The organism is Oryzihumus leptocrescens, assembly GCF_006716205.1.
In the GTDB taxonomy this organism is placed as follows: domain Bacteria; phylum Actinomycetota; class Actinomycetes; order Actinomycetales; family Dermatophilaceae; genus Oryzihumus; species Oryzihumus leptocrescens.
Map to the genome: position 1 here is coordinate 1,915,900 of NZ_VFOQ01000001.1, position 13,053 is coordinate 1,928,952.

The 13,053-nt window shown below is 71.7% G+C and carries 8 protein-coding genes; 4 read left to right on the forward strand and 4 right to left on the reverse strand.

All coding sequences use genetic code 11. From position 1 onward, the window contains the following. Nucleotides 1–36: 36 nt before the first annotated feature. Together FB474_RS09035 and FB474_RS09040 are read right to left on the reverse strand one after the other, a co-directional pair. Nucleotides 37–1,209 carry an alpha/beta hydrolase gene (locus FB474_RS09035; protein WP_141788338.1) on the reverse strand — a complete coding sequence of 391 codons (1,173 nt, stop codon included), beginning with the start codon at nucleotides 1,207–1,209 and terminating at the stop codon, nucleotides 37–39. Nucleotides 1,210–1,261: 52 nt separating this feature from the next. Then, nucleotides 1,262–2,332, reverse strand: coding sequence for an ATP-dependent DNA ligase (locus tag FB474_RS09040; RefSeq protein WP_141788339.1), 1,071 nt, complete (start codon nucleotides 2,330–2,332; stop codon nucleotides 1,262–1,264). 194 nt (nucleotides 2,333–2,526) lie between these two features. Here FB474_RS09040 and FB474_RS09045 point away from each other — a divergent pair, with 194 nt between their 5' ends. The 4 genes from FB474_RS09045 (at nucleotide 2,527) to FB474_RS09060 (ending at nucleotide 10,484) form a co-directional block, all read left to right on the forward strand. Further along, on the forward strand, nucleotides 2,527–5,706 hold the full coding sequence (locus FB474_RS09045; RefSeq protein WP_141788340.1) for an efflux RND transporter permease subunit: 3,180 nt from the start codon (nucleotides 2,527–2,529) through the stop codon (nucleotides 5,704–5,706). 13 nt (nucleotides 5,707–5,719) lie between these two features. Further along, nucleotides 5,720–6,178: a hypothetical protein gene (locus FB474_RS09050; protein WP_141788341.1), complete on the forward strand. Its 459-nt coding sequence runs from the start codon at nucleotides 5,720–5,722 to the stop codon at nucleotides 6,176–6,178. Then, nucleotides 6,175–9,324, forward strand: a complete 3,150-nt coding sequence (locus FB474_RS09055) for an efflux RND transporter permease subunit (RefSeq protein ID WP_246092107.1) — start codon at nucleotides 6,175–6,177, stop codon at nucleotides 9,322–9,324. The genes FB474_RS09050 and FB474_RS09055 overlap by 4 nt, the downstream gene beginning before the upstream one ends. A 299-nt stretch (nucleotides 9,325–9,623) precedes the next feature. Beyond that, on the forward strand, nucleotides 9,624–10,484 hold the full coding sequence (locus tag FB474_RS09060) for a hypothetical protein (protein WP_246092108.1): 861 nt from the start codon (nucleotides 9,624–9,626) through the stop codon (nucleotides 10,482–10,484). A gap of 49 nt (nucleotides 10,485–10,533) precedes the next feature. On the opposite strand, the gene FB474_RS09065 is transcribed toward FB474_RS09060, so the two are convergent. Together FB474_RS09065 and ligD are read right to left on the reverse strand one after the other, a co-directional pair. Next, nucleotides 10,534–11,853 (reverse strand): glycosyltransferase, encoded by a 1,320-nt coding sequence (locus FB474_RS09065; RefSeq protein WP_141788342.1) that lies wholly within the window; start codon nucleotides 11,851–11,853, stop codon nucleotides 10,534–10,536. A 113-nt stretch (nucleotides 11,854–11,966) separates the two neighbouring features. Then, on the reverse strand, nucleotides 11,967–13,004 hold the full coding sequence (gene ligD / locus FB474_RS09070) for a non-homologous end-joining DNA ligase (RefSeq protein ID WP_141788343.1): 1,038 nt from the start codon (nucleotides 13,002–13,004) through the stop codon (nucleotides 11,967–11,969). Between the last annotated feature and the right edge of the window lie 49 nt (nucleotides 13,005–13,053).

Genomic DNA, 13,053 nt, shown 5'->3' on the forward strand with positions numbered 1-13,053 from the left:
GCCACCGGCGCCGCAGGGATCACCCGCAGGGCGCCGTCACCCGCACAGGAAGTCGCCCACCACCTGCTCCCAGCGCTGCGGGTCCTGGTTCCACTCCTTGGTATGCCGTGCCCCGCGCCACGGCACGTAGCGCACGAGGTCCGGCCGCTTCGCGGCCAGCGCGGCCGACGGGCCGGCCGGGACGAACTCGTCGTCCTCGGAGTGGATGAGCAGCACCGGGTGGGCCAACTCGTCGGCGCGGGCGACCCAGTCGGTCTCGGCCACGTCGATCGGCTCGTGGACCCCGACCAGCCGACGGGCGGAGCGCCGCCCGATGAGCGAGCGGCCCAGCGCGCCGACCGGCCCGGGCAGCCGGTTGAGGGCGGCCTGGTGGCGCAGCACGTCGGCCCAGTCGATGACCGGGGCGTCCAGGACGACCCGGGTCACCCGGTCGGCCAGCCAGGAGCGCACCAGCGCCTGGAGCACGATCGCCCCACCCATCGACCAGCCGACCAGCACCACCTCCTCGGCGCCGTGGTCGATGGCGTGGACCATGGCGGCCTCGACGTCGCGCCACTCCGACAGGCCGAGGTTGTAGCGCCCGTCCGGGCTGGCCGGCGCCCCGATGTCGTTGCGGTACATCGGGACCAAGCAGTCGAAGCCGGCCCGGTGCAGCACCGGGACGGCCCGCAGGCACTCCTCCCGGCGGGCCCCACGGCCATGGACGAGCACCGCCCATCGCCGGTTGGCGCCGGTCCCGGCCGGCACGTGCCAGGCCGGCAGGTCGCCGACGTCGGAGCGCACGAGGACGTCCTCGCAGGCCAGGCCGAGCGAGGCCGACGGCGCGAGGCCGTAGTAGTACTGGTTCCACCGGGCGAAGCCGGTTGCCAGCCGCCCGCAGTCGACACCGTGCAGCTCGCGGCGCACCCGGCCGGCAGCCTCGTCGAGCTCGAGGACCTGCCCGAGACGGGCGTGCCCCTCTCCCCCGTCGAGCCAGAGCCCGTAGCGGCCCGGCAGGCGGGTGTTCTCGGTGAGGCCGAGCGTCACCGACCCGTCCTCGACGGACAGCACCTCGGTGTCGTCGGGCCGGCGGGGGTCCGGGGTGAGGACGCGTCGGGCGAAGTACGTTGCGGCACCGAGGCTCCCGGCGGCGGAGGCACCGGCCATGACGGCGCCGGCGGCTCCGACCAGTGCGGCTCCCCTGCGCAGGCTCAGGTGTCGGCTCGGCATGGCCGCATCGTCTCAGGCGGGCCCGACGCGCCACGCGGCGGTGCCGGGCGGGTCACTGCTGGCCGAGCACGTCGGCGAGGTCGAAGCTCACCGGCTCCTCGAGCTGCTCGTAGGTGCACGAGCGCGGGTCGCGGTCGGGACGCCAGCGCACGAACTGCGCGGTGTGCCGGAACCGCACTCCCTCCATGTGGTCGTAGCGGACCTCGACCACGCGCTCGGGCCTCAGCGGGGTGAACGACAGGTCCTTGCCGGCCGCCCAGCGGCTGCCCTCGGCGTTGCGCGGCGTGCGGGTGCCCTCCTCCTGCCGGCCCCAGGCCCACGGGTGGTCGTCGAACCCCGTGACCAGCGGCTGCAGCTCCTCGAACAGCTCGCGCCGGCGGGCCATCGGGAAGGCGCCGATGACGCCCACGGAGGCGAGGTCCCCGTCGGCGTCGTACAGCCCGAGCAGCAGCGAGCCGATCGCGTCCGGCCCGCTCTTGTGCAGCCGGTAGCCGGCCACCACGCAGTCGGCGGTGCGCTCGTGCTTGACCTTGAACATCACCCGCTTGTCCGGGGCGTAGACCCCGTCGAGCGGCTTGGCGACGACACCGTCGAGGCCGGCGCCCTCGAACTGGTGGAACCACTGCCGGGCGAGGTCGCGGTCGGTGGTCGCGGCCGTGACGTGCACCGGCGCCTCGGCGTCCGCGAGCGCCCGGACCAGGGCCTCCCGGCGCTCCGAGAACGGCCGGCCGGTGAGGTCCTCGTCATCCAGGGCCAGCAGGTCGAACGCGACGAAGCGGGCCGGCGTCTGCTCGGCGAGCATGGCCACCCGGCTGGCCGCGGGGTGGATGCGCTGCTGCAGCGCGTCGAAGTCGAGCCGGTCGCCGCCGGGGCCGACGAGGACGATCTCGCCGTCGACGACGCACCGCGGGGGCAGGTTGGCCCGGAAGGCCTCGACGAGCTCGGGGAAGTAGCGGGTCATCGGCTTCTCGTTGCGGCTGCCGATCTCGACCTCCTCCCCGTCCCGGAACACCACGGAGCGGAAGCCGTCCCACTTGGGCTCGAAGCTGACCGCGGCCTCGGGCAGGTCCTTGACCGCCTTGGCCAGCATGGGTGCGACGGGTGGCATGACGGGTAGGCGCATGGAGCCCATTCTCACCACCTGGCACGGGGTCGCGCGGCAGAAACGCCTCACCCCCTCCTCCATCCGGCGTGCCGCGACACGAGCCCGGGTACGCCGGGAACCTCACCCGTCCTAGGCCACCTGTGGGATTCCTGTGCTGCGACCCCGGGAGGAGGCTGGGTCAGGTGTCAGTCCCCACTTGACGGGGTGGTCGCATGAGCTGGGTCCTCGCATCGGGGTTGAAGATGGGACGGCTCGTCATCGCAGCCGCGGTGGCGTTGCTGGTCCTCGCCCTGGTCCAGCTGCCCTCGGCCGCCGTGGACGTCTACCCCGAGTTCACCCCGCCCTCCGTGCAGGTGCAGAGCGAGGCGCTCGGCCTCTCGGCCCAGGAGGTCGAGCAGCTCATCACCGTCCCGCTCGAGCAGGACCTGCTCAACGGCGTGCCGTTCCTGGCCCACATCCACTCGCTGTCGATGCCGGGCCTGTCCCAGATCGACATGACCTTCGAGCCCGGCACGGACCTCTACACCGCCCGGCAGATGGTGCAGGAGCGGATGACCCAGGCGCACGCCCTGCCCAACGTCGGCACGCCACCGCTGATGATCCAGCCACTGGCCGCGACCAGCCGGGTGGCGATGATCTCGCTCTCGTCGAAGTCGGTGTCCCTCATCGACCAGTCGATCCTCGCGCGCTGGAAGATCCGGCCCCGCCTGATGGGTGTGCCCGGCGTCGCCAACGTCTCCATCTGGGGCCAGCGCGACCGTCAGCTCCAGGTCCAGGTGGACCCCCGGACGCTCAACGCCAAGGGCCTCACCCTGACCAAGCTGCTGGAGACTGCCGGGAACGCCCTGTGGGTCTCGCCCCTGACGTTCGTCGAGGCCTCCACGCCAGGAACCGGCGGCTTCATCGAGAGCCCGTCCCAGCGGATGGCGGTGCAGCACATGCTGCCGATCACCGCCCCCGGGGACCTCGCGAACGTCGCGGTGGAGGGCACGGGCGGCCTGCGACTCGGCGACGTGGCCACCGTGGCCGAGGACCACCAGCCGCTCATCGGCGACGCGATCGTCGACGGTGGCGCCGGGCTGGTCCTCGTGCTGGAGAAGTTCCCCGAGGCCAACACCCAGGAGGTCACCCAGGCGGTCGAGAAGGCGATGGCCGACATGGCCCCCGGCCTGCAGGGGATCACGGTGAACACCCAGCTGTACCGCCCCGCGACCTTCATCGAGGAGGCGACCCACAACCTCGGGATGGCGGCAATCGCCTCGCTGGTGCTGCTCGTGCTGGTCCTCGCCCTGGTCCTGTGGTCGTGGCGCGCCCTGCTCGTGAGCCTCCTGGGCATCGCCGTCCCCCTGGTGCTCGCGGCATACGTGCTGTTCCTGTTCCACACGACGATGACGAGCATGACCATGCTGGGCCTGGCGGTCGCCGTCGGCGCCGTGGTCGAGCAGTCCGTCAGCGGCGTGACGGGGCTGCGCGCCCGGATCCGGGCCCGCGGCGGGCCGGCCAGTGGCCGCGCCGGCGCCACGGCGGTCATCGCCGAGGCCATGGCCGCGACCCGGGTCCCACTCGTGACGGCCACCCTGGTCAGCCTGCTCGTCATCACGCCCATGCTCTTCCTGAGCGAGTCGGTGGTGCCGTTCACGCGGGCGGCAGCAGCCGCCTACGCGCTGGCGCTCGTCCTGTCCCTGGTCGTCGCGCTCACGGTGACGCCGGCACTGACGGTCATCCTGCTCGGCGAGCACGAGCGGGCCGGCGCGGCAGGTCCCGTCGAGGGCTGGCTCCAGCGGACCGGCGACCGCCTCGCGCGCCGCTCGCCCGCGCGTCGCGCGATCCCGCTGGCCGCCCTCGCCGTCCTGGCCGTGCTGGCCGTCGCACTCCTGCCGCGGGTGGACCTGACCCCGTCGCTGCCCGTCCTGCACGAGCGCAACCTGCTGGTCCAGCTGCGCACGCCCTCCGGCACCGCGCTCGGGGAGACGGAGAGGGTCACGGACCGGGAGGCCGCGGTGCTCAGGACGCTGCCCGGTGTCGCCGAGGTCGGCACGCACATCGGACGGGCCATCACCGCGGACCAGGCGGTCGACGTCAACGCCGCCGAGCTCTGGATGACCCTGGACCGCACGGCGGACGAGCAGGCGACCATCGAGCGGGTGCGCCGCGAGCTGGCGCAGTACCCCGGCGTCCGCGGCCAGGTCGTCAGCTACGCCCAGCAGACGGTCGACACCGCGTCACGGACCCCGAGCGACCTCACCGTGCGCCTGTTCGGCATCGACGTCGCCACGATGCGCGCCAAGGCCCGCGAGCTGCAGGACATGATGCGCGGCGTGCCCGGCGTGGTGGGGCCCAGGGTCGAGCAGCAGCTGACCCAGCCCACCGTGGAGATCCAGGTCAAGCTCGACGCGGCGCGACGCCTCGGGCTGGCCCCCGGCGACGTGCGCCGGGACACCACGACGCTGGTGTCCGGCCTGACCGTCGGCAGCATCTACGAGGAGCAGAAGATCTTCGACGTGGTGGTGCTGGGCAAGGCGACCACCCGGGCCAGCCTGCCGGGCCTGGAGGCCCTCCGCCTCGACACCCCGTCCGGCAAGCAGGTGCCGCTCAGCCAGGTCGCCACCGTGCGGCTCGTCAGCGAGCCGACGGCCATCGAGCACAACGGCGTCGCCCGCTCGGTGGACGTGACCGCGGGCATCAGCGGCCGCGACCCGGGCGCCGTCGTCGCGGACCTGCGAGCGCGGGTCGCCAGGATGGCGATGCCGCTGGAGTACCACGCGGAGGTCATCGGCTCCGCCGTCGACGACCAGGCCCTCAACCGACGTGAGCTGCTGTACGTCCTCGCCGTGCTGCTCGGAGGCGTCCTGCTCCTGCAGGCGGCCACCTCCAGCTGGCGCCGAGCGGCGCTGCTGACGGTGATGATCGTGCTCGCCTGCGCCGGTGGCCTCGTGACCGGCCTGGCCTTCGGGACGAACGGGTCGGTCGGGTTCGTGGCCGGCCTGCTGGCCGTCCTCGGTATCGCGAGCCACGGCCTGCTGGGGCAGGTGCGCCGCTACCAGGAGCTCGAGAGCGGGGACGGCGGGGTCGACGCCGGCAACGGTGAGGTCAGCGGTGCCGAGGTCGTGCGCCGGGGCACGAGCGAGCGCGTGCTGCCGGTCCTGCTCACCAGCCTGGCCGTGGCCGCGGTGTTCCTGCCGCCCCTGGTCCTCGGCGGGGCCGGGCTCGAGCTGCTGCAGCCCATGGCGGTCGCCGTCCTCGGTGGTCTGGTGACCTACGTCCTGACCGCCCTGATGGTGCTTCCTGCGCTGTACCTGCTGACGACGGCCGGCCGCGGGCCGGCCCGTCCGGACGAACCGCACGCGACCGGTCCCGCGAGCGCCGCTGCGGCGCCGGCCGACGGGCGATGAACGGGAGATGGCCATGAGGTTCAAGGTGCTGATCGCGGCGGGCATCGTGCTCGCGGGGGCAACGGCCTGCTCGGGGGCCACCGCCACGGAGAAGGCCGTGGCCCCGCCGGCGTCCGTGGTGGCCGTGGTCGGCTCACCCGTCCCGGCGGTGCACCTGTCGTCGGAGGCGGCGAGCCGCCTGGGGCTGTCCACGGCGCCGGCTCGCCTGGCCGACGCCACCTCCCCGGACGGCGTCCGCACCGCACACCGGCTGGTCATCCCCTACTCGGCGGTGGTCTACGACCGCGACGGCAGCTCATGGACCTACGCGGAGACCGGGGCGCTCACCTACCTGCGCAAACCGATCACGGTCGACTTCATCACCGGGGACCTGGCCGTCCTCACCAAGGGTCCCGCCGTGGGGACCAAGGTGGTGACGGTCGGCTCCCCCGAGCTGCTGGGCGTCGAGTACGACATCAGCGGTGAGGAATGACCTCCCCGGGGCGCGGCGGGCTGATGCGCCGCATCGTCAGCGGCAGCCTGCGGTTCCGGTACATCGTCGTCGCGGCGGCGGTCGCGATGATGACCGTGGGCATCTCGTCGTTGTCCTCGATGCGGGTGGACGTCTTCCCGGAGTTCGCCCCGCCCCGGGTGGTCATCCAGACCGCCTGCCTGGGCCTGTCGACCTCGGACGTCGAGCAGCTCGTCGCCGTCCCCCTGGAGCAGGCGCTCTACGGGCTGCAGGGGCTGGACGACCTACGCTCGAAGTCCGTCCCGCAGCTGAACTCCATCGAGCTCGTCTTCAAGCCGGACACCGACCTGTTCCGTGACCGGGAGCTGGTCCAGGAGCGGCTGGCCACGGTGATCCCCAACCTGCCCACCTGGGCGGCCCCGCCGGTGATGCTGGCGCCGGTCTCCGCCACCGGCCGGGCGATGCAGGTCGGCATGACGAGCAAGAGCCACTCGCTCATCGAGATGTCGATGATGGCGTACTGGACCATCCGTGCCCGGCTGCTGCAGGTGCCTGGCGTGGCCAACGTGGCCATCTGGAACGAGCGGCTGCAGCTGATGACCGTCCAGGTCGACCCGCCGAAGCTGGCGGACCACGACGTGACCCTGGACCAGGTCATGCAGGTCACCTCGGACGCGGTCGACTCGGGGCTGCTGAAGTTCTCCAGCGGTGCGGTCATCGGCACCGGGGGCAGCCTCGAGACGCCGAACCAGCGGCTGGGCGTGCGCAACGTCCTGCCGATCACGACCGCCGCGGACATGGCCCAGGTGCCGGTCCGGGCGACCGGGAAGAGCCCGGTGAAGCTCGGTGACGTCGCCACGGTCGAGGAGACGAACCAGCCGCTCTTCGGTGACGCGATCATCAACGACACCCCGGGGATCCTCCTCGTCGTGGAGAAGCTGCCCTGGGCCAACACCCTGCAGATGACCCAGGGCGTCGAGGACGCGCTCAAGCAGCTCCAGCCGGGCCTGCCCGACATCCAGTTCAAGACGACGATCTTCCAGCAGGCCAACTTCATCAAGCTGGCCATCTCCAACCTCACGCAGGCCCTGGTCCTGGGCTTCCTGCTCGTCGTGGTGATCCTGGGCCTGTTCCTGTTCGAGTGGCGGGTGGCCCTGATCAGCCTCATCACCATCCCGCTGTCGCTGGTCGCGACGATGTACGTGCTCTACCTCCGGGGCGACACGGTCAACACGATGACGCTCGCCGGCATCGTCATAGCCCTGGGCGCGGTCGTGGACGACGCGATCATCGACGTGGAGAACATCGTCAGACGCCTGAGGCAGAACCGCCGGGCCGGCACCGGCCGGTCGACCGCGTCGATCATCCTCGACGCCTCCCTGGAGGTCAGGAGCCCCATCGTCTACGCCACGTTGATCATCGTCGCGGCGAGCGTGCCGGTCTTCCTGCTGCAGGGCCTGACCGGGGCGTTCTTCCGGCCCCTGGCGTGGTCCTACACGCTCGCGATCCTGGCTTCGATGGTCGTGGCCCTGACGGTCACGCCGGCCCTGACGCTGCTCCTCCTGCGCAAGGCCCCCATCGAGCGGCGCGAGTCTCCCGTCGTCAAGGTCCTGCAGCGCGGCTACACCTGGTTGCTGGCCCGGGTGGTCCGTCGACCGCGCCCGGTCTACGCCGCCTTCGGCGTGCTCACCATCGCCGCCGCCGTCATCGTGCCCCACCTGGGGTCGTCGCTCTTCCCCGCGTTCAAGGAGCGCGACCTGCTCATGCACTGGGTGACCACCCCGGGCACCTCCGACGCGGAGATGGCGCGCTCCACCGCGCAGGTCAGCAAGGAGCTGCGCGCGATACCGGGGGTGCGGTCGTTCGGCGCGCACATCGGCCAGGCACTGCTCGGGGAGGAGGTGGCCGGGGTCAACCTCGGCGAGAACTGGATCAGCCTCGACCCGTCCGTGGACTACGAGGCGACCCTCGACAAGGTCAACGCCGTGGCCGAGCAGCACCCCGGCCTGTTCCGCGAGGTGCAGACCTACCTCGACGAGCGCATCCAGGAGGTCCTGACCGGCGGCAAGGAGCCGATCATCGTCCGGGTCTTCGGGGAGAACCTCGACGTGCTGCGGTCCAAGGCCGCGCAGATCCAGAAGCTCGTCGCCGCCGTCCCGGGCACGGTCGACGCGCACGTGGACATCTCCTCCGACGTGCCCCAGATCGAGGTCACGGTGAACCTCGCCAAGGCCCAGCGCTACGGGATCAAACCCGGTGACGTGCGCCGCGCGGCCTCGACCATGGTGGCGGGCGAGGAGGTCGGTGACATCTTCCGCGCGGGCAAGGCGTACGACACGGTCGTCTGGAGCACGCCGAGCAGCCGGAACAGCGTCACCGCCATCCAGAACCTCACGCTCGACAGCTCCTCGGGACAGCGGGTGCGCCTCAAGGACGTCGCGGACGTGGCGGTCCGGCCGAACCCCAACAGCATCGACCGCGAGGGCGGCTCCCGGCGGCTGGACGTCGGCGCCAGCTTCGAGGGCGGCGACCTCGGCTCGATCGTGCAGCAGATCCAGGCCAAGGTGAACACGGTCAGCTTCCCGGAGGGCTACCACGCCGAGGTGATCGGTGAGTACGAGGAGCGGCAGTCGGCCCAGCGCACGCTGTTCGGCTCCGCGGCCCTGGCCGTCTTCGCCATCCTCATGCTGCTGCAGGCCTCGTTCGGCCGCTGGAGGCTGGCCTTCCTCATCCTCGCCACGCTGCCGATGGCCCTCGTCGGTGGGGTGCTCTCGGCCTGGTTCACCGGCGGGGTCATCTCGCTCGGGTCACTGGTCGGCTTCTTCACCGTCTTCGGCATCGCGGCCCGCAACGGCATCCTGCTCATCAACCACTTCCAGACCCTGGAGCGGGACGAGGGCGAACCGGTCGGCCCGGGCCTGGTCCTGCGCGGGGCACGCGAGCGGCTCTCGCCGATCCTCATGACCACCCTGGCCACGGGGCTGGCCCTGGTGCCCCTCGTGGTCCTGGGCGACCGGCCCGGTCACGAGATCGAGCACCCGCTGGCCATCGTCGTCCTGGGTGGCCTCGTCACCTCGACCCTGCTCAACCTGCTGGTCGTGCCCTCGCTGTACCTGCGGTCCCGGATGCGGGAGCTCCGTCGCACAGAAGCGGCCAGCACCACCTGAGCCACGCGCCCCGAGGTATGCCGCGCCCCTCACCTGAGGGGCACGGGATACCTGTATCTGCCTGTGAACATTGGGGATTGCCGCCCGGCCGAGGGGATGGCAACCGGGGCCTACGCCATCTGCGTCCACCACGTGCATGACCCACCTGCGCCGTCGGCTGCCGACCACGTCCTGCCGTCGCCGCACCGGCGGCCGCACCGGCGGACGATCACGGCCGCAGGACGCGCACGCAAACTGGAGCACACCCACAGCTTCCCGGGGGATGCCCGACCACGGAACGTGACCTGCGAGGAGAGCCCATGCCCAGAACATCGCGCCGACGTCGCCGGCCCACCCTCGTGGTCGCGCTGGTGGCCCTGCCCCTGCTCGCCCTGGCCGGCCCGGCGACGGCGTCCACGACGGCCAAGGTCGTGCCGCCCCCACCGATGGGGACGTTCAGCCACCCCACCCGGATCGACAACCCGTACTTCCCCCTCGTGCCGGGCACCGAGTTCACCTACACGGGCACGGTCACCGAGGCCGGCAAGACGGTGCCGCACTCGATCGTGTTCACCGTCACCGACCTGACCAAGGTGATCAACGGCGTCACCACGCGGGTCGTGCTGGACATCGACGAAAGGAGTGGCCAGGTCCAGGAGGCGGAGCTGGCCTTCTTCGCGCAGGACGACAACGGCACCGTCTGGAACATGGGCGAGTACCCCGAGGAGTTCGACAACGGCAAGTTCGTCGGCGCACCGAGCACCTGGATCAACGGGCTGGCCGGTGCCAGGGGCGGCATCCACATGCTGGCACGGCCGACCGTGGGGACGACGTACACCGAGGGCCTGGTGCCGCGGATCGACTTCTTCGACGTCACGACGGTGTTCGCCAAGGGGCTGCGCGTCTGCGTCCCGGTGAACTGCTACGACAACGTGCTGCTGACGCACGAGACCAGCCCGCTCGACCCCACCAGCGGCATCCAGACGAAGTTCTACGCGCCGGGCGTCGGGTTGATCAAGATCGGGGCCATCGGCGGTGACTCCCAGGAGCGGGTGGCCTTGTCCCGGCTTCGCACGCTCAGCGCGAGCGCCCTGCAGTCCGTCGACGACCAGGTCCGCATGATGGACCGTCGCGGGCACCGGGTGAGCAACGTCTACGCCCGTACCGCGACCGTCCAGTAGGACCTGGAGTCCCGGTCGCGCGCCGGTCAGCACCTCCAAGCCGGCAGCGTCACGGCAGACGCTGCCGGCTGTGGGCCAGGGCCTCGATGAGGTCCGCGGCTCGGCTGACCCCGTCGCGGGAGCGGATCTGCGCTGACACCCGGGCCAGCCGGGCGCGCAGCGGCGCATCACCCAGGAGGCGGTCGATCGCGGAGCGCATCTCCTCCTCGGTGAACGTGTAGGTGTCCAGCCGCACGCCGAACCCGGTCTCCGCCATCCGCTGGGCGTTGTCGTACTGGTCCCAGAACAGCGGCAGGACCACCATCGGCTTGCCGAAGTGCAGCGCCTCCACCGTGGTGTTGTTGCCGCCGTGGGTGAGCACCAGGTCGACGAGGGGCAGGATCTTCGTCTGCGGCAGGAACTCCTGCCCCCACATGTTCCCCGCGAGCTCGTACTCCCGGTGGCACGGCCCCGTCGAGACGATGTAGCGATGCGGCGTCCGGGAGAGGACGTCGACGAGGCGCTTCATCAGCTCGACGTCGGCGCTGCCCAGCGACCCCAGCGACAGGTACACCAGGGCTGATCCCTCCGGCCGGTCCGTGACCACGTCGGGGAGCTCGAGCCCTGACTCGGTCGCGCGGACGCTCGACTCCAGGCGGTGCCACGTGGGGGCCATCTCCCGCGGGTAGTCCACGGCCTCGGGGTAGACGTACAGGTTGAGGTCCTCCGAGGTGTGCACGAAGTCGAGGTCCGGCAGCGCGGGGGCCCCCTGCTCCTGGACCCACGCGTTGAACGAGTCCCACAGGGGGCGGTGCGTCCGCTCGTACTCCCTGCGGAACGCGTCCCACTCGCCACGCTCGCCGGAGGGCAGGCCGGAGAACGTCGGTGGGACCTGCGGGCCGCGCACCTCCAGCGGGTTACAGGACATGATCCGCACGTATGGCGCGCCACTCGTGAGGAGCGCGGGGAAGCTGACGACGTTGTCCTCGACGACGACATCCGGCCGCACCTGCGCGACGATCTGCCTCAGCCTCGGCTGGCAGTAGACGGCACCGTCGATGAGCGCCTGGAACGTCGGCCTGATGAAGGTCTCGAGCTGCTCGATCGTGGGCTTGCGGAACTCCGGCGCGGTCTCGTGGATGAAGTCCTTCCAGAACCGGCCGGCGTCCTGCGCCCCGTCGGCCTGTCCCTCGCCCTCAGCGGGCGGCGACAGCTCGACGAGCTCCTCCTCGAAGCCCAGCGGGGCCAGCCGCCCCTTCCACGAGGCCTCGGCCGCGAAGACCACCCGGTGCCCCCGCCTGCGGAGCACGTCGCCGATGCCGATGCAGTTGTTGGTCGGTCCGTACGCCGACTCGGGCATGAACAGGATCGTGAGCGGCTGCTGGCTCATCCACCTCACCTCCGGGCTCCGACCGTTCCAGTGAACGAGCGTCGCGCCGGCCCGTCATCGAGCAGAAGGACGGTCAGGCGCCCGAGCTGCCCGCGGGGCCCTGCCGTGAGGCGTCAGGCGTCGGCCTGGTCGACCTTGCGGGCCCGGGAGGGCTGCACCCGCATCGGCTCGCCGGGCATCTTGGGGTAGTCCGGCGGGAACGGCATCTCGCCAAGCCCCCGCTCGTGGACGTCCTTGTCCCACAACGCGATCGCCGCGGAGACCTCACCGACCGCCGCGTCGATGCCCGCCCACGCGTCGCCGTCGCTGGCGACGATCGTCGGGGCCGTGCGGACCGTGAAGTCGCCGGGGGCCACGTCGGGCAGCGCCTCCCAGGTCACCGGCATGGACACCGGCGCGCCCGGCAGCGGGCGGGGGCTGTACGCCGAGGCGATGGTGCGGTCCCGGCACGCCTGGTTGAAGTCGACGAAGACCCGCTCGCCACGCTCCTCCTTCCACCACGCCGTGGTGACCAGGTCCGGCAGCCGGCGCTCGAGCTCGCGGGCCACGCCGATGACGCCGTGCCGCACGTCGAGGAACTCGTGCGTCGGGCGCACCCGGGCATGGACGTGCACTCCACGGTTGCCCGACGTCTTCACCCACGGCGTCAGGCCCAGCTCCAGCAGCAGCTCGCGCAGGGCCTGTGCGGCCTCGACGGCGTCACGGAAGCCCCTCCCGGGCTGCGGGTCGAGGTCGATGCGCAGCTCGTCGGGGTTGTCGTTGTCCGCCGCACGCACCGGCCACGGGTGGAAGGTCACGGTGTTCATCTGCACGGCCCAGACGGCGGTCGCGACCTCATCGACGACCAGCTGCGGGTGCCGGCGCCCCGAGGGGTAGGTGCACGTCACCGTCCGGGTCCACTCCGGCACGCCGCGCGGCGGGTTCTTGGAGTAGAACGCCTCCCCCTCGATGCCGTCGGGGTAGCGCTGCAGCGTCACCGGCCGGTCCCCGACCGCACGCAGCAGTCCGTCCCCGATGGCGACGACGTACTCCGCCAGCTCCAGCTTGGTCACCCCGACGGCGGGCCACATCACGCGGTCCGGACTGGACACCCGGACCTGCCGGGTCGCCCCGTCGGGGCCGGGCACCTCGAGGACCGTCGCCGCGCTCATGCCAGCCACCCTAGGTCCGCGTCCGCGAATTTGCGTGAAATATGCCATC